Source organism: Acinetobacter sp. P1(2023) (assembly GCF_028367635.1).
Lineage (GTDB): Bacteria > Pseudomonadota > Gammaproteobacteria > Pseudomonadales > Moraxellaceae > Acinetobacter > Acinetobacter pittii_E.
In genome coordinates this window covers 21,943-48,254 of the sequence record NZ_JAQNDD010000003.1, presented here as the reverse complement: position 1 = coordinate 48,254, position 26,312 = coordinate 21,943, and the positions used below count along the sequence as shown (strand labels likewise).

Annotated in this window: 14 protein-coding genes and 2 tRNA genes; 6 read left to right on the top strand and 10 right to left on the bottom strand. The window is 38.0% G+C overall.

Translation table 11 applies throughout. From position 1 onward, the window contains the following. Window positions 1–61: 61 nt before the first annotated feature. Entirely contained in the window at window positions 62–436 is a 375-nt protein-coding gene (locus POD11_RS05295; RefSeq protein ID WP_002118962.1) for a diacylglycerol kinase, read from the top strand. Window positions 437–610: 174 nt separating this feature from the next. Here the strand turns inward: POD11_RS05295 and groL are convergent, their stop codons facing one another. The 5 genes from groL to POD11_RS05270 all read right to left on the bottom strand — a co-directional run bounded on the left by groL (window position 611) and on the right by POD11_RS05270 (window position 14,646). After that, complete coding sequence (groL, locus tag POD11_RS05290) at window positions 611–2,245, bottom strand: chaperonin GroEL (protein WP_016140195.1); 1,635 nt, start codon at window positions 2,243–2,245, stop codon at window positions 611–613. A gap of 58 nt (window positions 2,246–2,303) precedes the next feature. After that, window positions 2,304–2,594 (bottom strand): co-chaperone GroES, encoded by a 291-nt coding sequence (locus POD11_RS05285; RefSeq protein ID WP_002120604.1) that lies wholly within the window; start codon window positions 2,592–2,594, stop codon window positions 2,304–2,306. Between the two features lie 240 nt (window positions 2,595–2,834). Then, window positions 2,835–12,665, bottom strand: a complete 9,831-nt coding sequence (gene blp1, locus POD11_RS05280) for a biofilm-associated Ig-like repeat protein Blp1 (protein ID WP_262456633.1) — start codon at window positions 12,663–12,665, stop codon at window positions 2,835–2,837. 303 nt (window positions 12,666–12,968) lie between these two features. Beyond that, window positions 12,969–13,727: a metallophosphoesterase family protein gene (locus POD11_RS05275; RefSeq protein ID WP_262456632.1), complete on the bottom strand. Its 759-nt coding sequence runs from the start codon at window positions 13,725–13,727 to the stop codon at window positions 12,969–12,971. Next, the gene (locus POD11_RS05270; RefSeq protein WP_262456775.1) at window positions 13,708–14,646 is read right to left on the bottom strand and encodes a diacylglycerol/lipid kinase family protein; all 939 of its coding nucleotides are present in this window, start codon (window positions 14,644–14,646) and stop codon (window positions 13,708–13,710) included. The genes POD11_RS05275 and POD11_RS05270 overlap by 20 nt, the downstream gene beginning before the upstream one ends. A gap of 391 nt (window positions 14,647–15,037) precedes the next feature. Between POD11_RS05270 and POD11_RS05265 the strand changes: the two genes are divergently transcribed. After that, a complete protein-coding gene (locus POD11_RS05265) occupies window positions 15,038–16,870 on the top strand; it encodes a phosphoenolpyruvate carboxykinase (GTP) (protein WP_031949122.1) in 1,833 nt (610 codons plus the stop codon). 41 nt (window positions 16,871–16,911) lie between these two features. Here POD11_RS05265 and glpD read toward each other — a convergent pair whose 3' ends face one another. Then, a complete protein-coding gene (gene glpD / locus POD11_RS05260) occupies window positions 16,912–18,429 on the bottom strand; it encodes a glycerol-3-phosphate dehydrogenase (RefSeq protein WP_262456631.1) in 1,518 nt (505 codons plus the stop codon). A 154-nt stretch (window positions 18,430–18,583) separates the two neighbouring features. Next, complete coding sequence (gene glpK / locus POD11_RS05255) at window positions 18,584–20,092, bottom strand: glycerol kinase GlpK (RefSeq protein WP_262456630.1); 1,509 nt, start codon at window positions 20,090–20,092, stop codon at window positions 18,584–18,586. Window positions 20,093–20,463: 371 nt separating this feature from the next. Here glpK and POD11_RS05250 point away from each other — a divergent pair, with 371 nt between their 5' ends. Further along, a complete protein-coding gene (locus POD11_RS05250) occupies window positions 20,464–21,795 on the top strand; it encodes an MFS transporter (protein WP_080649424.1) in 1,332 nt (443 codons plus the stop codon). A gap of 116 nt (window positions 21,796–21,911) precedes the next feature. Continuing rightward, a complete protein-coding gene (locus POD11_RS05245) occupies window positions 21,912–22,334 on the top strand; it encodes a hypothetical protein (protein WP_125697390.1) in 423 nt (140 codons plus the stop codon). 23 nt (window positions 22,335–22,357) lie between these two features. On the opposite strand, the gene POD11_RS05240 is transcribed toward POD11_RS05245, so the two are convergent. Continuing rightward, window positions 22,358–23,026, bottom strand: a complete 669-nt coding sequence (locus POD11_RS05240; protein ID WP_262456629.1) for a class I SAM-dependent methyltransferase — start codon at window positions 23,024–23,026, stop codon at window positions 22,358–22,360. A 233-nt stretch (window positions 23,027–23,259) separates the two neighbouring features. Next, window positions 23,260–24,108 carry a bifunctional methylenetetrahydrofolate dehydrogenase/methenyltetrahydrofolate cyclohydrolase FolD gene (gene folD, locus POD11_RS05235; protein ID WP_016140185.1) on the bottom strand — a complete coding sequence of 283 codons (849 nt, stop codon included), beginning with the start codon at window positions 24,106–24,108 and terminating at the stop codon, window positions 23,260–23,262. Window positions 24,109–24,260: 152 nt separating this feature from the next. Here folD and POD11_RS05230 point away from each other — a divergent pair. Further along, window positions 24,261–24,334 (top strand) — tRNA-Cys (locus tag POD11_RS05230). An 11-nt stretch (window positions 24,335–24,345) separates the two neighbouring features. After that, a tRNA-Leu gene (locus POD11_RS05225) sits at window positions 24,346–24,431 on the top strand. 100 nt (window positions 24,432–24,531) lie between these two features. Here the strand turns inward: POD11_RS05225 and POD11_RS05220 are convergent. After that, window positions 24,532–26,295 carry an alkaline phosphatase D family protein gene (locus POD11_RS05220; protein ID WP_262456628.1) on the bottom strand — a complete coding sequence of 588 codons (1,764 nt, stop codon included), beginning with the start codon at window positions 26,293–26,295 and terminating at the stop codon, window positions 24,532–24,534. Window positions 26,296–26,312 lie beyond the last annotated feature (17 nt).

Genomic DNA, 26,312 nt, shown 5'->3' with positions numbered 1-26,312 from the left:
TTTAATAATTTTTTAAGACCCAAATTATATAATGCATGAAAAGTGTCAGAAATATAAGTAAATGAATAGCTATTCTCCTTATAAGGGTAAAAGTGGTCTGAAACGCATACTCAATGCTACGGGCTACTCCATTTCGGGATTTAAAGCAGCCTATAAAAATGAGGCCGCTTTTCGCCAAATTGTTTTGATAAATATTATTTTGATTCCAGTTAGTTTTTTTCTTGATGTGAGCCGTAGCGAACATGTATTACTGATTATCGTATGTCTTTTTGCAATGATCGTGGAACTATTCAACTCGGCTATTGAGGCAGTGGTTGATCGTGTTTCTCTTGAGAAACATCAACTTTCTAAAAATGCAAAAGATATGGGAAGTGCGGCTCAGTTTGTTGCACTCTCTATCATCGCTATTACTTGGTTAATTATTTTATTAGGCTAAAAAAAACCATGCCTACAAGTAAATAAGCATGGTTGTAACAAAAGAGGAACTTCTAGCTGCTGTTCCTGTTTTTTAATATAAGCAAGTGAACTTAATTATTTCTTAAAATTATGTGAAAAATAAAAAAATCCCTGCATAAGCAGGGATTTTTTTGGTTAAAGCGTTGATGCGATATTACATCATTCCGCCCATACCGCCCATGCCACCCATATCTGGAACAGCTGGTTTATCTTCAGGAATGTCAGTAATCATACATTCTGTAGTTAACATTAAGCCAGCAACAGAAGCAGCATGCTCAAGTGCAGAACGAGTTACTTTAGCTGGGTCAAGAATACCCATTTCTAACATATCGCCATATTCACCAGTTGCAGCGTTGTAACCAAAGTTACCTTCACCATTCTTAACAGCATTGATGACTACAGATGGCTCGTCACCAGCGTTTGCAACGATTTGACGAAGTGGAGCTTCGATCGCACGGCGTAAAATATTGATACCCGCTGTTTGATCTTCGTTAGCGCCTTTTAAGTTGTCTAATGCATTTACCGCACGTACTAGAGCAACACCACCACCAGCAACAACACCTTCTTCAACCGCAGCACGAGTTGCATGAAGCGCGTCGTCTACACGGTCTTTCTTCTCTTTCATTTCAACTTCAGTCGCTGCACCGATTTTAATTACAGCAACACCGCCTGCTAATTTAGCAACACGTTCTTGTAATTTTTCACGGTCATATTCTGAAGTAGACTCTTCGATTTGAGCACGGATTTGTTGAACACGTTCAGCAATACCAGCAGCATCACCAGCACCATCAACGATAACTGTGTTTTCTTTAGAAACAGTGATTTTGTGCGCAGTACCTAAATCTTGAAGAGTCGCTTGCTCTAAAGACATACCAACTTCTTCAGAAATAACAGTTGCGCCAGTCAAGATTGCAATATCTTGAAGCATTGCTTTACGGCGGTCACCGAAACCAGGAGCTTTAACAGCACACACTTTAATAATACCGCGCATGTTGTTTACAACAAGCGTAGCAAGTGCTTCACCTTCAACATCTTCAGCGATGATAAGAAGTGGTTTACCAGTTTTTGCAACTGCTTCTAAAACAGAAATCAATTCACGGATGTTGCTGATTTTCTTGTCAACAAGAAGGATGAATGGGTTTTCAAGTTCTGCAGTTAAAGTATCTTGCTTGTTTGCGAAGTAAGGAGAGATATAACCACGGTCAAACTGCATACCTTCTACGACGTCTAATGCGTCTTCGAAGCCAGAACCTTCTTCTACAGTAATTACGCCTTCTTTACCTACTTTTTCCATCGCTTGAGCGATAAGTTTACCAACAGTAGTGTCAGAGTTTGCAGAGATAGAACCTACTTGTTCGATCGCTTTGAAATCATCAGCTGGTTTTGCATTTGAACGGATATTTTCAACTACAGTTCTTACTGCGATATCGATACCACGTTTTAAATCCATTGGGTTCATACCTGCAGTTACAGATTTGATCCCTTCATTCAAAATTGCTTGAGCAAGTACAGTTGCAGTTGTCGTACCGTCACCAGCGATGTCGTTAGTTTTGCTAGAAACTTCACGAACAAGTTGAGCACCCATGTTTTCAAACTTATCTTTTAATGAAATTTCTTTAGCAACAGTTACACCGTCTTTAGTGATGTGCGGAGCACCGAAAGAACGATCAATAACAACGTTACGACCTTTAGGGCCTAAAGTCACTTTAACCGCATCTGCAAGTACGTTTACACCTGCAATCATTTTTGAGCGAGCTGAATCACCAAATTTTACGTCTTTAGCTGACATATTAAACTCCGAATCTTTTTAAATACTGAATCTGATAATGAATTGAGTTATGGATTGATTAGCCTTCCAACACAGCTAAAATGTCTGACTCTTTCATGATTAAGAGTTCTTCACCACTTACTTTCACTGTTGTACCTGCATAAGTACCAAACAATACTTTGTCACCAACTTTAACATCCAAAGCACGTACGCCATTCTCAGTGATTTGACCATTACCTACTGCAATTACTTCACCTTGAGATGGTTTTTCAGCAGCAGAACCTGGAAGTAAAATACCGCCAGCAGTTTTGGTTTCTTCTTCTACGCGACGAATTACAACGCGATCATGTAATGGACGAATGTTGCTCATAATTAACTCCATCAGACTAAGTCTTTTTGATTAATCGTTATTGCTTTAATCCAGAGCAATAACAAAATATTTAGATGTCACTTTTGTGGGGATGAAAAAAATGGCTTCAAGGGGAAAATGAAAAAAAATTCTATTTTTTTGGTCATTTTTTAACAGGTTGTGAAGAGTTTTTATTAAATTTAAAGCACAAAATAAAAGAGGCTATTTTCACAGCCTCTTTCCTAAAGTTAAATATTCATATTAAACAATAATTTGCTGATTGTTTAGTAATTCGTCTAATGTTGTATTTACTTGATTTAGAGTTAACAGTGACACCCTATTAAACATTGTACCTTCGCCATCTCGGTCAAGACTAATAGTCGTGTTCCCAGCATCTTGCTCTACAGTAATAAATTTAGCTAATGCGCTTACATCTTTAGAATAGTCAATTAATAGTTCACTTAAATCGATTTTGTCAGCTTGAAGGTTAGTTCTTATATCACCTAAAGTAAAATCTAACACCGTGTCATCTCCATTCCCGCCAGTTGCATCTTGGCTATTTAGCAATTGGAACACAATGGTATCAGTACCTTCATTAGCCATATAAGTATCGTTACCTTCACGCCCATTCAAAACGTTATTACCAGAGTTACCTGTTAAAAGATTATCTAAAGCATTGCCTGTTGCATTTAGATGAGCAGAACCAACCAGCTCCAAGTCTTCTACATAACGACCGCTTTCCAAAAACGAATCTACAGTCGTTGGATCATTTACTGTTTGATATAAACCAACCAAACTATAATTAACAGAACTGATAATTTTATCATGCCCGCCTAAATCCACATCTCTACGGCCAGATTCAACAAGTTGACTCTCCCAATAACTATTTTCTACCCAAATATCTTGATAGTGGCTAGTATCTACCCAAACCTCTTCATAATGACTTGTATCAATATAAACATCTTCATAATGACTTGTATCAACCCATCCTTCTTCTGAACGTATATAAGTTAATTCATAGCCTTCTTGCCATTGGCCATTCACGAAATCATAATATTGTTGTTCATATCGACTATAATCGCTATCTGCCGTGCCATTATCAATATAAGTTATACCATTTTGATTTTGATAAATATTTTGTACAGTTGAATAACCACTTTTGGCCCATTGCGATTCATAATATCCATCAACAAACCATATCTGTTCATAATGGCCTTCAATGACCCAATCTGAATACATATAGCTATTATCAATCCAGACGTCTTTATATATTGCATACGGCTCAACAATATATTCTTGAACAAAATCATCTATAGTATCAATGTTATAAGTATTATCTGTAGCATCACCTTTAAAGTGATCAATAATAACAGTCGGTAAATCACTAATTATTTGGCTAATGGTTTCACTACGGTTTCCAGCACGATCAATAACAGTAAGGTCAAGTGAAGTTGCATTTCTATCCAGATAGATAAAGAACATTCCATTTGCCAATGCTGTAGTGCTCGTTACAGAAAGCGGTTGGTCAGTAAAATGATAGGTAAGCTCAACAGTAGCATAACTTTCTACCCTCCCTGTGAGCGAACCCCATTCATCTATAGCAAGCTGCGTAACTACATCTGGAACTACCGTATCATTTATAGCAACAATCGTTGTCCCCACACTCACATTTTGATTGGCATCAACTACTTTTACCGTTAATGTTTCGCCATGCCAATACTCATACCATAGGTGTGTTAAGAAAGCACCATCACTTCCAACATTAGTCTGACCAACCAAATTATTATTAGCATCAAAAATATTAACAATTGAATATGCTTCCGCTTGTCCTGAAAGTACATTTCCATCTTCTAAGAGAAGCTGAGTTGCTGCATTTGGTGCGACAGTGTCTATAGGTGCCGTAATTTCGGTGTAAGCACTTTGATACCCATTGTATTCCACAACAATGCGTAAAATTTGTCCACTCGCTAGAGGTGGATACAACTGAATATTAAAGTTTCCAGCTTCATCTGCAACATTAGTGGCAACATGGTTACTATGCACATCAAAAATATGCACAGTACTAATTGCTACAGCGGTTCCCTCAATAAAAAAACCATTTTCAGATACCACAATATGCTCTGCTGATGGCGGTGCATTAGTATCTGCATTAAAAGTAATATTAAATGGCTTACTTATATTTTTGGCTAAATCTATCGCAGTGATGAATAACTGCTCTCCACGTAATATAGGTGGATAAATACTAGCGTTAAAATATCCAGTCTCATCCGCTTGAAATTCTGCTCGTAAATCTCCATCCGCATCCATTACCTGAATGATTGCTTTTGAATCAGTTTGCCCAGTAATACCATAACCATCATTGTTAATTACCACTTCATTAATTATTGGAGCAATATTGTCTAAAGGCGCAATAATTTCAGTGATTAAGCTATATTGATTCGTATTCTGGTCATAAACTCGAACTTGTAATGTCTGTCCCTGTAGATAGTAATCATTTAACTGAATAGCAAAACTACCATCTTCATTCACAGCATTATTCCACCCTCCATTAATGATCTGACCATCAGTCGATGTAACAACAACCGACATTCCTACTGTCGCCTTCCCTGTCAGAATATGACCATCTATATCCAGTTTTAGCTCTGTTGCAGCAATTGGTGAGTTGGTAAATACTGGTACTAATTCATGTACAACTTCACTGTGGTTACCTGCTTGATCTTTGACAACAATACTTAAATTTTGTGTCTGGTATTGACTCAAGTTGATCAATTGATAAAAGCGTCCATCATATCCAACATAAGTTGTTGTGATAACTGCACCATATTGATCAATAATTTCAACAGTTGCATTTGGCTCAGCCTCACCAAAAAGCAATCCATCGGAGGTTAATATAATATTTGAAGCAGCTGGTGGTGCAACATCATCAATTAAAGCATTTTGTTTAACCTCAACACTTCGGTTACTTGCTTGATCAATTACAACAAAAGTAAGCTCTTCTCCATGTAAATAGACTTGATTAAAAGAACCTGACACATTACCAGCACCATCTACATAACCAAAACCTACAACCTCACCCACAGCATTTTTGACTTCAATTCGAGTATTTACTTCTGCTTGCGCCGTAAAGTTTTGGCCGTTTGAGTCGAGCACAATATTTTCAATCGGATTTGGTGCGATATCATCAATCAAAGCATTCTGCTTGATCTCTGTACTGCGGTTACCCGCTCGATCTATCACAACAAACGTGAGCTCTTCGCCATGTAAATAGACCTGATATAAGTAACCAGAAACATTACCCATGCTATCGGTTGAACCAGATCCTACAACCTCACCCGCAGTATTTTTAACTTCGATTCGACTATCTGCTTCCGCTTGCGCTGTAAAGTTTTGACCATTTTCATTTAAGACGATGTTTTCAATCGGATTTGGTGCAATATCATCAGTTAAAGCATTTTGCTTAAATTCAACACTTTGATTACCTGCTCTATCTATAACAATAAAAGTGAGTTCCTCACCTTTTAAATAAACCTGATTGAAGTAGCCTGTCACATTACCAGTGCTATCGACATAACCATAACCAACAAACTCACCCGCAGCATTTTTGACACTAATAAAACTATTTGCTTCTGCTTGTGCCGTAAAATTTTGCCCATTTTCATTAAAGATAATATTTTCAATCGGGTTTGGTGCAATGGTATCCATCAAAGCATTTAACTTCACTTCATCACTACGGTTACCTACTCGGTCTATGACAACGAAAGTGAGTTCTTCTCCATGTAAATAGACTTGATATAAATAACCCGTTACATTACCAGTGCTATCGGTAGAGCCCCAACCTATCTGATTACCAAATGAGTCAAAAACTTCAATCTGACTATTTGCTTCCGCTTGTGCTGTAAAGTTTTGACCGTTCGCATCAAGTACAATATTTTTAATCGGATTTGGCGCAATATCATCAAATGGAGCCTTAACTGAAACAGCTTCACTCACATTTCCAGCTCGGTCTTTAATAGTGACTGTGAACTCTTCACCATGTAAATTGTAAGTACCGAAAGAAATAGTGAATGTACCATCAGCATTTACACTCTGATTCCACGTATTCATCTGTTGACCATTTTGATCAAAAATCTGAATGAAGGTATTTGGCTCAGCTACACCAGAAAGGGATGAACCATCTTCACTAAACGTAAGATTACTTGCAGCCATAGGAGCAACATCATCAATCGGTGCTTTTACAGTAACCCCACCACTCAAATTACCAGCCCGATCTACTACAACTACCTTAAACTCTTCGCCATGCAAATAATTAGTATCTAAAGAGATGCTAAATGTTCCATCCCAATTAACATTATTATTCCAAAGATTTAATAATTGGCCATTCTGATCAAATATTTGAATCGTAGCATTGGGTTCAGCCACACCAGTTAGATATGAACCATCTTCGCTAAATACTAAATTAGTTGCATTTTCCGGTGCAGTATTATCAAGAAAGGCTGTTTGTTTTACTTCAACGCTCCGATTACCAACTTGATCAATCACAACAAAAGTGAGTTCCTCACCTTTTAAATAAACTTGATTCAAGTAACCTAAGACATTACCAGCACTATCTACATAACCAGCACCTACAACCTCACCCACAGCATTTTTAACTTCAACTTGAGTATTTGCTTCTGCTTGCGCTGTAAAGTTTTGACCGTTTTCATTGAAGATGATGTTTTCAATCGGATTTGGTGCAATGTCATCAGTTAAAGCGTTTTGCTTGATCTCTGCACTACGGTTACCCGCTCGGTCAACGACAACAAAAGTGAGTTCTTCTCCATGTAAAAAGACTTGATATAAGTAACCTGAAACATTCCCCATGCTATCGGTTGAACCAGACCCTATCACTTCACCAGCAGCATTTTTGACTTCAACTTGAGTATTTGCTTCTGCTTGTGCCGTAAAGTTTTGACCGTTTGAGTCGAGTACAATATTTTCAATTGGATTTGGTGCAATATCATCAGTTAAAGCTTTTTGCTTGATCTCTGCACTACGGTTACCCGCTCGGTCAACGACAACAAAAGTGAGTTCTTCTCCATGTAAATAGACCTGATATAAATAACCTGACACATTACCAGCGCCATCTACGTAACCTGAACCGATGACCTCACCCGCAGCATTTTTAACTTCAACTTGAGTATTTGCTTCTGCTTGCGCCGTGAAGTTTTGACCGTTTGAGTCGAGTACAATATTTTCAATCGGATTTGGTGCAATGTCATCAATCAAGGCATTCTGCTTAACTTCTGTACTACGGTTACCCGCTCGGTCAACGACAACAAACGTGAGCTCTTCACCATGTAAATGTACTTGATAAAAAGATCCTGAAACATTGCCTGTACTATCTGCTGATCCATATCCGATGACATCACCATTGGCATTTTTAATTTCAATTTGGCTATTTGCTTCTGCCTGAGCTGTAAAGTTCTGCCCATTGATATCTAATACAATATTTTCAATCGGATTAGGTACGACATCGTCATTCAAAACACTCTGCTTGATCTCCGCACTGCGGTTACCCGCTCGATCTACTACAATAAAAGTAAGTTCCTCACCGTGTAAGTAAACTTGCGGGAAATAACCAAATACATTACCTAAGCTATCGGTATAACTAGTAGTAATCTTATTTCCATCCTGATCGAATACATCAATAGAGCTTCCAGCTTCTGCCTGAGCTGTAAAGCTTTGACCATCTTCGTTGAAGATAATATTTTCAATCGCATGGGGTGCAATGGTATCAATTAAAGCATTTTGCTTAAATTCAACACTGCGGTTACCTACTCGATCTATAACAACAAAAGTAAGTTCCTCACCATGTAAATAGATTTGACTGAAAAAGCCTGAGGCATTACCAGCACTATCTGTAGAGCCCCAACCCGTCTGATTACCTAATGAATCAAAAACTTCAATCTGACTATTTGCTTCTGCTTGTGCTGTAAAGCTTTGACCGTTGGCATCAAGTAAAATATTTTTAATTGGATCCGGTGCAATATCATCAAGTGGAGCATTTATTGAAACAGCTTCACTCACATTTCCGGCTTGGTCCTTAACGGTGACCGTGAATGCTTCTCCATGTAAATTATTACTACCTAAGAAAATACTAAATGTCCCGTCCGAGTTTATGGTGTTATTCCATATATTCACGAGCTGACCATTATGATCAAAAACCTGAATCGTAGTGTTCAGTTCTGCTATACCTGTAAGATATGAACCATCTTCTGAGAAAACTAAATTAGTAGCTGGTGTAGGAGCAACCGTATCGGCGGTAATTACAGTATCGGCACTTACTTGGCCGCGCGCATCTGTGATTGATAAGAACAATTGCTCACCATCAACAAGAGGGCGGTTAAGCTGGAGTTTAAAGTAACTTGACCCATTCCAACCGTTATCTTCACCGACTTTAATTTCGGCTACGATTTCCCCTTTGGCATCTTTAACAATGAGAGTACTATTATTTTCAGCTTGCCCACTGATCACTCCGTCCGAAGTAAAGCTATCTACATATGGGGCAAAAGCATAGTTAGGTGCCTGTATCTGAGCAGCTAAACTTACGTTTCCATTTACATCTGTAGCTGTGACATAAACCGTCTCAGCATTAGTTAAAAACATACCTAGTTCTATCGAGAAACTTCCACTTTCATCGGTCCAGTTATTCCAGAACCATTTATTAAGAATGTTTCCTTGTCCATCTTTAACTAAAATTTCAGAGAAAGGTTCTGCATGACCATAAACTAGATCACCAGCCTCATTGAAATTTAAATCTGTTGGAATAGGTGGAGGAGTCAGATCTACAACAATATTCTGCTCAGGGCTAGTCAAACCTTTATTATCAATAATTTGAACGGAAATTTGCTCTCCATCAATTAAAGGCCGGTTTACACTCAAGCTAAAATGACTAAATTCATTCCAACTATTATCATCACCTAATGTAACCTTTCCTAATTCATTTCCTTCAGCATCACGCACGATTACCGTACTATTATCTTCAGCAACTCCAGAAATTAAGCCTTCTTGTGTAATACGTTCGACATGTGGAATATAAGCAAAGTTTGGAACTTCAATTAGGGTTTCACTAACATTCTGATTTTTATCCACTACCTGTACGGTAACTGATTCGCCTTCTTTTAAAAATTGGAAAACAACTAAACTTGCAAAGCCTTGTTCATCGGTAAAACCTGTAGCAATTAAATTACCTTCTCCAGAAAATACACGAATAAAGCTGTTCGGCTCATTAACATGTACTGATAAAGTTTCACCACTAACATCAAACTGTGGAGTTTCTATAAATACCGCGGGCGTATAGTCTGCGGTAATATATTGTGGATGACCTGAAACATTATCTTTATCTGTAGAGATAATAATTTGAGTCCCTTCCTCCAAAGGTTGATCGAGGGACAAAGTAAATGGTCTTACCTCACCTAATGTCATTACATTAAAAGGCGTAATACCAGCGCCCTCAAATGCAATGGAGTTAAACTCTTGTAGAATATTTCCATTCTGATCTTTTACAATAAAATGACTACCTTCAGTCGCATAACCAGTGATCACACCTTCTGGACTAATTCTTGTAATACTAATAGCTGGAACTTCAGTAACTAGTCCAATTGATGAATTTTCACTACTGTATCCACTATAAGTAGCAACTGCATAAACCTCTTGATTTGAGTTAATTGAAAGATCTTGTAAAGTAAATTTACCTTCTTCATTCGTTATTGTACTTGCAAGCAATTCACCATTTTTATTATAGATATCAACCTTACTTCCTTTATATGCACTACCTGAAATGATAGCTCCATCTATATTATTGAAAGTTAATGAATCTAGAGTTGGAGAATTCGGAGTATGATCTACATTATAATTTTGGGTCTGTTTAATAATGGCTGTATTGCCAGCTTGATCAGTAAGACTAATATCAATTGATATATTGGTTTGTGATTCTTCTGACCACAAGAACTCTGCTGGAATTTCAGTAACCCACTCTTGGGTGACCTCATCAAAATGAAAGTTATAAACAACATCGTTTAAAGTCGTATTTACTGAAGTCAGAGAATTATTTAAATCTGTTGGTAGATTACCGACTTCAAGTCTTATAGAAATAACTTGATCTTTTTCAACTAGGCTTATTGTATTGTCTTCGGTAATCGGCTTTACAGTTACTGTAGTTGATTCAACATTTAAGGAATTATCTACAATCACTTTTTGTACAGCAGATTCTGAGATGTTGCCTGCGAGGTCTGTCACTACAGCTTTATACTGATAAACACCGTCAGCTAAATCTTTTTGATCAGCTGTTGTTTCTTGCCAAGTTTTTCCTTCATCTTTTGAAACTTCATAGTGATCTAATAAAGCAGCTTGCTCTCCGATCACAATCGGTTGAGCTAGCTTCAAAGTAAAATTATTATCTTGCGTAATCTGGTCTGTTGCCGAAACACCTGTATCAGTCAAATCAGCTAAAGTCAGTTCGCCTGCTTTCGGTGCTGTGGTATCCACAACAACTTTTTGTATAGCGCTTTCAGATATATTGCCTGCAAGGTCTGTCACTACAGCTTTATATTGATAAACACCATCAGCTAAATCTTTTTGATCAACTGTTGTTTCTTGCCAAGTTTTTCTATCATCAGTAGAGACTAAATATGTTACTCGACTACCATTTTCTTGTCCTTCAAGCTTTAAATTGAAGTTCTTATCTTGCGTAATCTGGTCTGTTGCCGAAACACCCGTATCAGTCAAATCAGCTAAAGTCAGTTCACCTGCTTTTGGCGCTGTGGTATCCACAACAACTTTTTGTATAGTGCTTTCAGATACATTGCCTGCAACGTCAGTTATTACGGCTTTGTAGAGATAAATATCATCAGCCAAATCTTTTTGAGCAACTGTTGTTTCCTGCCAAGTTTTTCCATCATCAGTAGAAACTAAATACGTTACTCGGCTACCATTTTCCTGCCCTTCAAGCTTTAAATTGAAGTTCTTATCTTGCGTAATCTGGTCTGTTGCCGAAACACCCGTATCAGTCAAATCAGCTAAAGTCAGTTCACCTGCTTTTGGCGCTGTGGTATCCACAACAACTTTTTGTATAGCACTTTCAGATACATTGCCTGCAACGTCTGTTACTACGGCTTTGTAGAGATAAATACCATCAGCCAAATCTTTTTGAGCAACTGTTGTTTCCTGCCAAGTTTTTCCATCATCAGTAGAGACTAAATACGTTACTCGGCTACCATTTTCCTGTCCTTCAAGCTTTAAATTGAAGTTCTTATCTTGCGTAATCTGGTCTGTTGCCGAAACGCCTGTATCAGTCAAATCAGCTAAAGTCAGTTCGCCTGCTTTTGGCGCCGTAGTATCTACAACAACTTTTTGTATAGCAGTTTCCGAAGCATTTCCCGCTCGGTCCGTTACTACGGCTTTATAAAGATATACACCATCAGTTAAATCTTTTTGAACAACCGTTGTTTCCTGCCAAGTTTTTCCATCATCAGTAGAGACTAAATACGCTACTCGGCTACCATTTTCCTGTCCTTCAACTTTTAAATTAAAGTTTTTGTCTTGAGTGATCTGGTCGTTTGTTGAAACTCCAGAATCTAAAAAATTTTTGAGATTCAAAGTACCTGGCTCAGGGGGCGTCGTATCTTTAGAATCTTTTCGAGACAATAAAGCAACTGTTCCTGCCCCTGCTAAAGCACTAACTACCCACGACCAGATAGGTACAGAAGATGAAGAATCTATAAACTTTGGTGTATCTTTTAATTCTAAATAATTAACAGTGGTCTGTCCGCTAACATCTTCTCCCAGATTAGCAGCCCAATAACTCTGCCCTTCATTTAAAAGAATTTGCGGATTTTCGCTAATAAAATAGTTTTCTAAAATAATTTCAGTTCCATCTTTTAGATGAACAATTGCACTGTTTCCTTCTCTTGTTATTGAAGAAATTTTTTCTGGATTTATATCGATTTTTGCGACTTCTTTAGGATTTACTACAATATTTTTTGTCTGGCCTACATTAATATCAACTGTATTATTTTTTGAAGCATTATTTGCCATTAATGATACTTGTACCATTTTTCCACCATGAAATTTTAAATATTATTAAGTTATTCTAAAATATTAAGTCAAATAGATACTCATTTTAATCAAATATTATTAACTATCATAAAACACTAAACCCTTATTGTAGCTACTTTAAATCGCGGCTTTTTATATAGTTAAAAATTTTTTATGTATCCATTAATATTATTTTTAAAATGATAAAACATTTAAAATGTTTTTCTATTCCCCACATATAGAATTTGAGCTTAGGCATTGTAATGGATAAAATTTTATCAATCTACTCTTAAGTTAAATGTCTTATAGTGTTTTTATAAATTAAATTAATTGAAAAATCTTTAAATCATCATTAAACCAATAATGATTAATTTTTCCTTCATTTGAAATGACATTAAAACTATTCGGAACATGGTAATGTAAACGGCTAGAAGTTGCTGTTCCTGCATGAATATCATAAATAGGATGATCAATCTTTAATTGATAAATTTGCGTTAAATCATATACAGCAGTTTTATGTAAGTGCCCATGCAACATTCCAAATAGCCCTGTTGTACTCCATTTTTCAAGTGCCATTTTTCCTAATACAGGGCAATCCTTAATACCATGCTCATCATCAGGTGGAGTATAAAAAGGCTGATGAAAAACAACTAATTTAATTTTATTTTTTGGTGCTCGTTGTAATCGCTCATATGTAGTTTGAATTTGTTCAATCGAAATATGTCCACGAGTATGATAACGGCGACGTATACTATTCACTCCGACAATATAAAAATGCTCAGTTTCTAAAGTTGGTTCAAGCTGACCAAAAAAATATTGATAGCGAGTAAACGGTGAAAAAAAACGGTTCCAGATATGGTACAACGGAATATCATGATTACCAGGCACAACAAGGTAAGGAATATTAAGACTATCTAAAAACTGACGGCATTTATAAAACTGTTGATATCGGGCACGTTGAGTAATATCTCCACTTACAACAATGACTTCAGGTCTATGTTGAATGCAAAAAAGTCGGATTGCATCTAAACATGCCTCAATTTCTGTTCCAAAATGCAGATCAGACAGATGTAACAACATTTGGCACCATAATATTTAAAGCATTTTTTTCTACAGTGAAATTTAAAGGGGGTTTCATCTCTATTATTTCACCATCTAAAGCAACTGTGAGTTTCGATTTTTTTGCACATTCAACCACAACGTGATCTGCACAAAAACTATAAACATCTTGTGCTTCTTCTACTTTGCCTTGAATCCACTGCCACAACATGTTTAATAAACTAAGCCTATCACTTTTTGTAATGACCACTCCAGCGACCCGTCCTTGTGCAGCACAATCGGCAATCCTTAATTTCATATCACACAATTGCAATTGGTTATTACCAAAGAAAATTAAAGGTGTTTTAACTGGATATTTCTTCCCATCAACTGTGACAGATAGTTTCATGGATTTATTTTCTCTTAACAAGACATCGAGAGCTGAGGTATAGGCATGTAAAGGTAAACGTCCTAAGTACTTATTATAAAGCTCACGTTTTTTTATAAATAATGGATACAACCCTAGGCTCGCATTATTCAAATAAACATGATCATTAATAGTCGCAATATGTACAGAACGAGATGTACCTGTAGCGATAACTTCAGCAGCTTCTAACAAATCTAAGGGTATATCTAAAACTTTAGCGACATAATTAAAGGTTCCCAAAGGTAAAATTCCCATAGGAATATGAGTATGTCTAAGCTTTGACGCTACTGCATTTAAAGTTCCATCCCCACCCGCTGCAACGACAACGCCTGAATTTGTATTTTGACTATGCCGATGGATCACTTGACTCATCAAATCATCAAAGGAAACATCTTCTGCCAATTCAAAAACTTGTATTTCGAAACCAAATTCGGTGAATAAAGTCATTAACTGCTCATACATATCTTCATGTTTTGACGCATGAAAACCCGATTTTTGGTTATAGATGATAGAGAGAGGTTTTAAAGTCCGCATTTTTATTATCTTAGAGGGATTCATCACAAATATTGTATATAAAAACATCTAATAAAAGTCCCTTTATGTAAATTTCGAATGAACATCATCTATATAATCAATAATAATTCTCAAGAAAAAAATTTAATTCAACTAATTGATTTTTAAATAAATAAATATTATAAATAACATACATACAACATAAAAATATGACCAATAAGATATTGTGAAAAACTATAAGTTAATGATTTAAATAATAAAAATTTAAAAAATCAAAATATCTATTTCTTAGTCTTTAGTCTTATTTTTTTTATGATTTTGTGCTTTAATACAGCCACTTTTTTATTTGATCTTTCATTGTACCTCTCAATGAATGACTTGTACGTTGTACATATTTTGAATAGGCCTCACCATGACCACAGTGAACGCACCAGAATTCGTTCGTCATCCTAAGCTTATCGCATGGGTTGAAGAAATTGCAAACTTAACCAAACCAGCAAAAATCGAATGGTGTGACGGAAGCGAAGAAGAGTATCAACGTCTAATCGACTTGATGATCGCTAACGGCACCATGCAGAAATTAAACCAAGAAAAACATCCTGGTTCTTATCTTGCAAATTCTGACCCATCTGACGTTGCACGTGTTGAAGACCGTACTTACATCTGCTCTCAAAATAAAGAAGATGCTGGTGCGACAAACAACTGGGAAAACCCAGCTGTTATGCGTGAAAAATTAAATGGTTTATTTGAAGGCTCAATGGAAGGCCGTACAATGTACGTTGTTCCTTTCTCTATGGGTCCTTTAGGTAGCCATATTGCTCATATCGGTATTGAGTTAACTGACTCTCCTTACGTTGCTGTTAGCATGCGTAAAATGGCTCGTATGGGTAAAGCAGTTTATGACGTATTAGGTACAGACGGTGAGTTTGTTCCTTGTGTACATACAGTAGGTGCTCCACTTGCTGAAGGTCAACAAGATGTTGCTTGGCCATGTAACCCTGAAAAATACATCGTTCATTATCCAGAAACTCGTGAAATCTGGTCGTTCGGTTCTGGTTACGGCGGTAACGCATTACTGGGCAAAAAATGTTTAGCTCTTCGTATCGCTTCTGTCATGGGACGCGAACAAGGTTGGTTAGCTGAACACATGCTTATTCTTGGTGTAACTAACCCTCAAGGTGAAAAACACTACATCGCTGCTGCATTCCCGTCTGCATGTGGTAAAACAAACTTTGCAATGTTAATTCCGCCAGCAGGTTATGAAGGTTGGAAAATCGAAACTGTAGGTGACGATATTGCGTGGATCAAACCAGGTGAAGATGGTCGTTTATATGCGATTAACCCTGAAGCTGGTTTCTTCGGTGTAGCTCCTGGTACAAATACCAAGACTAACCCTAACTGTATGGCAACTCTTCACAAAGATGTTATCTATACAAACGTAGCGGTAACTGAAGATGGTCAAGTATGGTGGGAAGGTCTTTCTAAAGAAGTTCCAACAAACTTAACAAACTGGAAAGGTCAACCTCATGTAAATGGTGAAAAAGCAGCGCATCCAAATGCTCGCTTCACTGTTGCAGCTGGTCAATGTCCTTCTATCGATGCTGACTGGGAAAATCCAGCAGGTGTTCCAATTTCTGCATTTATCTTTGGCGGTCGCCGTGCAGATACGGTTCCTTTAGTTTCTGAAGCTTTCGACTGGGTTGACGGTGTATATAAAGCTGCAACTATGGGTTCTGAAACTACTGCTGCTGCTGTTGGTCAACAAGGTATCGTTCGTCGTGACCCATTCGCGATGCTTCCATTTGCTGGCTACAATATGGCTGACTACTTCGATCACTGGTTAAACATTGGTCAAGAAGTAAGTACAAAAGCTGAAGCTGCCGGTAATAAATTACCAAAAATCTTCAACGTAAACTGGTTCCGTCGTGATGCTGAAGGCAACTTCGTATGGCCTGGTTTCGGTCAAAACATGCGTGTTCTTGAGTGGATCATTGACCGTTGTGAAGGTCGTGCAAATGCTGTTGAAACACCAATTGGTCTTGTTCCAACATATGACGACTTGAACTGGCAAGGTACTGAATTCTCTAAAGAAGAGTTTGACCTCATCACAGCTCAAAATAAAGATCAGTGGATTACTGAAATTGAAAGCCACACTGATTTATTTAATAAGCTAGGTGATCGCTTACCTAAAGCATTAAAAGAACGTCAAGCAGCTTTACTTGAAGCTGTAAAAACTGGCTTCTAATTGCTAAATATAAAAAAGGTCGCTATGTGCGACCTTTTTTATTATGCGGCATCATCTTTTTGTCGACGCTCAGATAAATAAGCTTCTAATACTTTTACTTGTTTTTCATTAAATGCTAGACCGAGTTTGGTTCTACGCCACAATATATCCTCAGCAGTAGTCGCCCATTCATATTCACATAAATATTTAACTTCACATTCAAATAGATCATGTCCAAAGTTTTGGCCCAATTGCTCTAATGCATTTCGCTCTTGAAGCATATTCCACACTCTTGTGCCATATGCATGCGCCCAACGATTGGCAAGTGACTCAGAAACTCCGCTTATACGGGACTGGATCTGATGCGTTAAATCATCTAAGGTTGTCCAGTTTTCAGCTCCCGGTAAGGGCTCGTTTGCAGTCCACTCCTCTGTCATGTCATTAAAAAACGGGGATAGATCTTCTAAAGCAGCCTCTGCCAATTTCCGATAAGTCGTGATCTTACCGCCAAATACAGATAACAAAGGTGCTTTTTCATGTTCACTCTGCAGTGCCAGAGTATAGTCACGGGTAATTGCAGATGGGTTATCTGACTCATCATCACATAACGCACGTACACCCGAGTACTGACTTACAATATCAGCTCGAGTTAACTGCTTTTTAAAATGTGAATTGGTCACGGTTAAGAGGTAATCTATTTCTACATCGGTAATCTCTACCTTTTGTGGATCACCTGTATATTCCTGATCTGTCGTACCAATCAACGTATATTTTTCTAAATATGGAATTGCAAAAACGATGCGTCGGTCTTCATTTTGCATAATAAAGGCTTTATGACAATCATATAGTTTTGGTACAACAATATGACTTCCTTGGATTAATCGGATTTGATAAGGCGATCTAAAATTTAGACTTTCACTAATAACCTTCTCGACCCAAGGTCCTGCCGCATTCACTAAAGCTCTTGCACGGATCTGATAAAACTCAGCCCCACTTTGTAATTCCAAATGCCACAGTTCTTGTTCTTTATAAGCCTTAACACATCGTGTTCGTGTCACGACTTTAGCACCCTGCTCTTTGGCCTGTAGTGCATTTAACACTACAAGACGTGCATCATCTACAGTACAGTCAGAATATTCAAAACCACGTGTGATAGCTGGTTTTAAAGGGCTATTTTCTTTGAAGTAAATAAGATTCGAACCTAATAATTTTTCTCGTTTTCCCAAGTGATCATAAAAAAACAGTCCTGCACGAATTAACCATGCAGGGCGTAAATGTGGTCGATGAGGCATAATAAAACGCATAGGTTTAATAATATGTGGAGCTTTAGCCAATAGCACTTCACGCTCTGCTAGAGCCTCTCTAACCAATCTAAATTCTTTATGTTCTAAATAGCGCAGACCACCATGGATTAATTTGCTACTAGCAGATGAGGTGTGGCTAGCTAAATCATCTTTTTCACATAAAAATACGGACAGACCACGGCCTGCTGCATCATTAGTAATACCGACGCCATTAATACCGCCACCAATTACGGCAAGATCATATATTTTTGAATAATCATTAGGCTGTACTGTCATTTCTCATTTTCTTTTTATTGTTGATCTTATAAAAATTAAACCATCAAATTGATGAAACAACAATCAAAAAAGTAGAATAATCAATTTTAAATAACCAAGTATTTAATCGTTAATTGATTACCCCACTATTGAATTCAACCAGCTAAAGAATAGATCAATCCTCAGCCCAACTTTGACTACGCTTCACTGCCTTGAGCCATCCTTTATAAATCAGCTCGGATTGCTCAGAAGACATTTTCGGTTCAAATACCTTTTCTATGGCAGATTTATTTCTTAACTCATGAAGATCTTGCCAAAAACCAGTGGCCAACCCTGCTAAGAAAGCTGCACCCAATGCTGTAGTTTCTTTCATTATTGGACGCTCTACCGGTGTCGTTAAAATATCGGCCTGAAATTGCATCAAGAAATTATTTTCCGTTACTCCTCCATCAACACGGAGTGTACGAAGCTCTTCCTCTGCATCTTGTTGCATGGCACCTAAAACATCCCGAGTTTGAAAGGCAATAGACTCTAGAGTTGCGCGGATAATATGTTCAATACTAGCCCCACGTGTCAGACCAAAAATTGCGCCGCGTGCTGTCGGGTCCCAATATGGTGCTCCTAATCCGGTAAAAGCAGGTACTACATATACACCATTATTATCCTTTACACGTGTTGCATAAAGCTCGGAATCCTTAGCATTCTTAATAACCTTTAATTCATCGCGTAACCACTGTACGCAAGAACCACCGTTAAATACGGCACCCTCTAAGGCATAGTTCACCTCACCACTCGCACCACAGGCAATAGTTGTAAGTAATCCATGCTCTGAACGGACAATCTTTTTACCCGTATTCATGAGTAGAAAACAGCCGGTACCGTAGGTATTTTTAGCCTGTCCCGACTCAACACACATTTGACCAAAAAGCGCAGCCTGCTGATCACCCGCGATTCCGGCAATTGGGATCCCTACTTCTTGTCCACTAATGGTATGTGTATATCCATAAACCTCAGATGAACTACGAACTTCGGGTAGCATTGCTCTAGGAATATCTAAAGCTTGTAAAAGTTTTTCATCCCATTCAAGCTTTTCGATATCAAAAAGCATGGTTCGTGAAGCATTGGTAAAATCAGTAACATGAACTGCACCATTGGTGAGTTTCCAAATTAACCAAGTGTCTACTGTACCGAACAACAGCTCTCCTCGCTCAGCGCGTTCACGACTTCCTTCAACATGATCTAAAATCCACTTAATTTTTGTGGCTGAAAAATACGGATCAATCACTAAACCTGTGGTTTTTCGGATGTATTCTTGCCATCCTGCTTTATGCAATTGATTGCATATTTCAGTCGTCTGTCTGCTTTGCCAAACAATCGCATTGTAAATAGGCTTGCCTGTTTTTTTATCCCAAACAATTGTGGTTTCCCGCTGATTTGTAATGCCAATTGCTGCAACTTGTTCACTCTTAATACCTGCTTGAGCTAGAGCTTCTACCCAAACAGCACTTTGCGTTGCCCAAATTTCCATAGGATCATGCTCGACCCAACCTGGCTGCGGATAAATCTGAGTAAATTCTCTTTGAGCAATACTTACAACGTTAGCATCATGATCTAAAACGATTGCTCTTGAGCTTGTAGTTCCCTGATCGAAAGCCACAATATATTTTTTCGGGCAACTTGACATCTAAATGTCCCTTTCATTATCCACACACATCTAGTTCACAATGCCAAAACATTATGTCTAACTGTATTTATTAAAAATTTTCTTTGGAATATATCATTATTTTTAAGGTATACAGGAATTCTTCGCCTAAACATCACTCATTCTTTATCAGTTTTTTACTACTTGGGAAAAATAATAAGCGAAATATGAGAATTAGATGATGAAAATATATTGATCGGCTAATTTGAAATCACATAAATATTCAACTTATTCCTTTGCTTAAATAATAAACATTGTTTTACAGACATAAAAAAAATAAAGTGAAATACTCCTCTAGAAAATATGTAGAAACGGAATAAATCTTTTCTTTTAGCATTCAACCCAAGCGAAACATGGAGCGACTCATGGTTGATCAACCTTCTACCGCAACAACTCCACAACCTCATTTAGATACAAAAACACGCCTAAAATCAATTTTGGGTGGTTCTGCGGGTAACCTTGTCGAATGGTACGACTGGTATGTATATGCCGCATTCACGCTCTATTTTGCTCATGCATTTTTCCCAAAAGGCAGCCAAACTGCTCAGCTCCTTCAAGCAGCTGCAATTTTTGCCGTAGGCTTTCTCATGCGCCCGATCGGTGCATGGATTATGGGAATCTATTCAGACCGTAAAGGGCGTAAAGCAGGCCTTACACTATCCGTCACATTAATGTGTGTAGGTTCGCTGCTTATTGCCGTGACACCAAGTTATGAAAGTATTGGTGTATTTGCCCCTCTTCTTTTAGTAGTCGCTCGTTTAATCCAAGGCTTAAGTGTAGGCGGCGAATATGGTGCTAGTGCTACCTATTTAAGTGAAATGGCAGAAAGAAACCGTCGAGGTTTTTTCTCTAGCTTCCAATATGTAACATTGATTGCCGGACAGCTCACAGCTCTATGTGTTCTATTAATCTTACAAATGGTACTAACCGAAGAACAACTTCATGATTGGGGATGGCGTATTCCATTCTTTATCGGGGCTTTACTTGCTATTGTAGTTTTCCGTATTCGACGCGGCCTATTAGAAACCCAATCTTTTAAAAATGCTCAAACTGAAACAGACCAGCCCAAATCAGGCATGTTTGCTTTATTTAAACATTATCCGAAAGAAGCGTTCACAGTATTGTTTTTAACAGCTGGTGGGACATTAGCTTTCTATACTTACACAACTTATCTGCAAAAATATTTAGTGAATACTTCTGGATTTACTAAACCTGAAGCTACCCAAATTACAACCTTAGCGCTATTTATTTTTATGTGTCTACAGCCGGTAGCGGGAGCTTTATCTGATCGTATTGGTCGTAAGCCACTCATGATCGCTTTTGGTGTAACTGGGGTTCTATTTACTTATATTCTATTTAATACCCTTGCAACGACAGACAACTATTGGACTGCTTTCTGGTTATGTTTAGCAGGTTTGGTCATGGTAACCGGCTATACATCAATTAATGCCGTAGTTAAAGCTGAGCTCTTCCCTGCGCACATTCGCGCTTTAGGGGTAGCTTTACCTTATGCAATTGCTAATACGTTATTCGGCGGTACAGCAGAGTTCTTTGCTTTAAGTTTTAAAGAAGCTGGACATGAATCTTGGTACTTTATTTATGTCAGTATCATGATCTTCATTTCCCTCATTATTTATATTTTCATGAAAGACACCAAGCATCATTCAAAAATTAAAGAACATTAATAATTTTCTCATAAGGGCTAATATCGTTCGCCGATGTTAGCTCAAACATGCGATTAAGCCCCAACAACCTCTGTATTTTATGAGATACTAGCTATAAGAAAATAAGGACGATACTGATGAATAGAAGTATTTTATGCTTGGCATTAAGTAGTATGTTTGTTTTAACTGCTTGTCAGACTACCCCTCGACAATATAATGGTTCAACTGGATACCAGATTGAAAACAAAACAGAAACTTCAGCGACTTTAGCTTACACTTTAGCTAGTCGTAATAACCAGCAAATCGATGAACGTAAATTACAACGCGCTTGTCAAAATGTGCTAGGCGCTCAGAAAGTTTATAAATTATCAGTTTTGAGTATTAACGAAATTCCTAATCCAGCAAAAGATGAGCATTATGGAATTCAACTCGGTGAGACTCGTGCTTCTTTTGGTTTATCGAATACACCTAGTTTAAATAATGGTGAAGACTATGCAACTCGCCAAGCGCTTGAAGCACGCCCAAGCACACTAAAAGTTGTTCGTTATACTTGTTCATAAAATAAAAAAAGACGCTGTTCTTTTTACAGCGTCTTATAAAAACTCACATTTCTAAATTCTTTAGCTTCATCCAGATCAGGCCATGTAGAAGCACTTCTTTCATCAATCTTTTGATATTTCGGATGACTAAAGTTTTTAACACGACTATCAGCCACCCAGACTTCTGGCGCAAACTTTAAAAATTCATCTAAGAAGAACCGATTACATTGGTCATATAAAACATCAGCTGCCAATAAAACATCGACTTGCTCAGCTTTATATAAATCCTCTAAATATTCTAGCTCAACATCATTCAACAAAGCGTTTTCGCGACAAGCATTTAAACTAACCTGATCAATATCACAGCATATTACTCGTTTTGCTCCTGCCATTTTTGCAGCAATTGCGACTACACCGGAACCCGCTCCAAAATCCAAAACGACTTTATCTTTAACATGATGTGGCTCTGCAAGTAACCACTGAGCCATCGCCAAACCTGAAGCCCAACAGAAGATCCAATACGGCGTATCATTCCAAATGCGGCGAATAACTTCGTCATCTAAGCGATCAGTTGGAAAAACAGGTGGAATCAACCATAAAGAAATAGGTGTTTCTGGTAACTGTTGTACCATCAATTCACAATTGGGAATAACTTCATTGAGTGCTTGAAGTAAATGTTCAGGGGCTTTGGTCAATTGAAAAGTGCAGCTCATAAATAAGCTCAACAATTTATAATTACTATTTGATACACGTTAACGTCATCCGCAATTGTTCGAGGCAGGGCTACATTAGACTAAAATGTTTCTGCGACCCATCTAGAGCTAACCAGTAGCTGACGAGTTTTGCGGATGACAAATGGTTTTGGTTACTTTTCCCGAAAGAAAAGTAACATACGAGCTCCTAACATTTGCGTTAAACGGTAGGACGCCGTCGTGATTAAATTAAATTAACCTAAAGCTTTTTCAGCAGCTTCTACAGTTTGACGAATCAAAGTTGTAATTGTCATTGGACCAACACCACCTGGTACTGGCGTGTAAGCAGAAGCAATTTCTTCAATACCTTGTAGTTGGATATCACCAACACCACCGCCATCACGCGGATGGAAACCAGCATCAACAACCACTGCACCTTGTTTAATCCAGTCTTTTTGGATCAGTTCAGCTTTACCCACTGCACCCACAATAATGTCAGCTTGTTTTACCAGCTCAGGTAAATTTTGTGTACGTGAATGGCAAATCGTTACTGTTGCATTGGCTTGCAATAACATCATTGCCATTGGTTTACCTAAAATTGCTGAACGACCAACCACAACTGCATGTTTACCAGCAATTTCGATATTATTTTCTTTTAAAATCGTCATGATGCCAGCAGGAGTCGCTGAACCATATGCAGCTTCACCCATAGCCATACGGCCAAAGCCAAGACACGTTACGCCATCAACATCTTTAGCTAATGAGATTGCATCGAAACATGCGCGCTCATCAATTTGTGCAGGAACTGGATGTTGTAAAAGAATACCGTGCACATCTGGATTAGCATTAAGTTTTTCAATTTCTGCTAATAATTGTTCTGTTGTCGTTTCTTGTGGTAATTCAATTTTTAAAGAATCCATGCCAACTCGACGGCAAGCATTTCCTTTCATGCGTACATAAGTTGCAGATGCGCCATCATCCCCAACCAAAATAGTCGCCAAAATTGGGGTACGACCTGTTTTAGCTTTTAAAGCTTCAACACGTACTGACAAATTTTCTTCAATTTGCTTTGCTAATGCACGACCGTCTAAAACCAATGCCACAGCACATCTCCAAGGTAGACATGAATTTAATGTGCCAATAATACATGATTATTTGGGCAAATTTATTCTAGATGTTGCTTTTATGTTCATCTTATCTCAAAACAGTATTGTTTTTTTTCTAAAGGTTGCTAATATGTGCATCACCAAATGTAGGCGGGGTGGCAGAGTGGTCATGCAGCGGACTGCAACTCCGTGGACGCCGGTTCGATTCCGACCTCCGCCTCCAAATTTGGTAAAGCCCGGGTGGTGAAATAGGTAGACACAGGGGATTTAAAATCCCCCGCCCACAAAGCGTGCCGGTTCGAGTCCGGCCCCGGGCACCACTTTCTAGTACAGAAATTGGTGCAATAAAGAATCCAGCGTAAGCTGGTTTTTTTATGCCTAAAAAAAGGGATATTTATTACTATCCCTTCCCCCATATATCTAAGCAGTTTTTTGCTTATCTTTTTCAGGTGTTAAATTCGCATCCAACACTAATTGATAGTGTCGGCTTGAATCTACTTTATATTCTGCATTTTTAATTGAATCTACAAAAATCCAATCCGATTGCACCTGTTTATCATCAAGCGTGACTACCAGATAGCCCCGCTGATTTAAATTACAATAGGCCAACTCATCGATAAGCGTAGTAAAAGCAAATTCAAACTGTTGCAACTGAGCTAGCGGAATACTTAAATATTTTTCAAGGCCTGGTGAAGAAACCGAGCTTGTTGCCAGTTCAACACCAACATATTCCCCTTTTTGGCTATACAAGTAAGAGGTCCATGCATTATGGGTATCGCCAGCCAAAACAATAATTTTCTTATTAAACTCTACCAACTTATCATACATAAACTCTCGCTCAGCATAGTACCCATCCCAAGCATCAAGGTTATATGGAACTAAAGTTGTGACTCGCGCTTTTTCTTGAATAGTTAAAGTTGAATCACCCTGCTCTAGTCGTAACTTTAATGTGACTAATTCTGTAATTTGTGCATTCATTTTAGCTAGCGTTTCAGGCGAAGCTCCCCCTGAAGTAATTCGCCCTAGAGAAGCCAACAATTCAGCAGGAATCCACATTTTACTCATTAAAACTTGCTGACCAATCACATTCCATATTGCCGTCGATTGCTTTAATTTATCAACCAACCAGCCTCTTTGTGTGTGTCCCATTAAAGTACGCTTTGGATCTGTTAAATCAGTCTGAAATTTTTGAGCATCTAAACCAGAAGCGGTCATGTAATCTTTATATTCAAGCTGTTTATCTCGCGCAATAATACGTGTATCCAGCATCGTCAGCTCAACCAATGAGCCAAAATTAAATTGACGATAAATATTCAAATGATCGGCACTAGACACTGGGCGAATTGGCATCCATTCAAAATAAGCTTGTAGAGCAGCTAATTTACGTTCCAAGAAAGGGCCTTCATTACTTTGATGATTTTCTGCACCTTCGCGCCAAGTATCATTCGCTAGCTCATGATCATCCCAAATCACAATAAAAGGATGACGCTGATGCGCTGCCTGTAAGTCTTTATCTTGACGATACAGCGCATAACGTTTGCGATAATCATCTAATTTAATAATTTCTTTATTATTATCTGAGGGCAAAGTACGGCCCAGCTTTGCAGCATCTTCTGTCGCATAGCCATCAGCCCCATATTCATAAATATAATCGCCCAAATGAATGACTACATCCACATTCTGTTTTGCCATTTCACGGTATACATAAAAATAACCCGCAGGATAATTAGAACAAGAACATACTGCGAAGCTGACCTTATTGGTAGTTACAGGTAATGTTTTTGTTTGCCCTACTGGCGAGACTATGCTACCAAATCGAAAGCGATAATAATAAGTCGTACCCGCCTGTAGACCTGTTGCATCCACCTTCACGGTAAAATCGTCAGTTTTAGTCGTTTGAACCGTACCAGTCTTTAAATTCTGAGTAAATTGATTATCGGTGGCAATTTCCCAAGTTACTTTCAGGCGCACCCCAAAATCTGTCGGTGTCACACGTGTCCACAAAATGACTCTGTCTTGTAATGGATCCCCACTTGCTACCCCATGAAGGAAATCTGCTTGCACTTCTGAACTTTCATCATCGGAACCATCATTACACCCTGTAAAAGCAACAGGCAAAGATAGTGCCCCAAAACCGAATAGACTTTTTTGAATTAATTCTCGGCGTGAAATTTTTTCTGACATAAAATTACCTAAGTTTT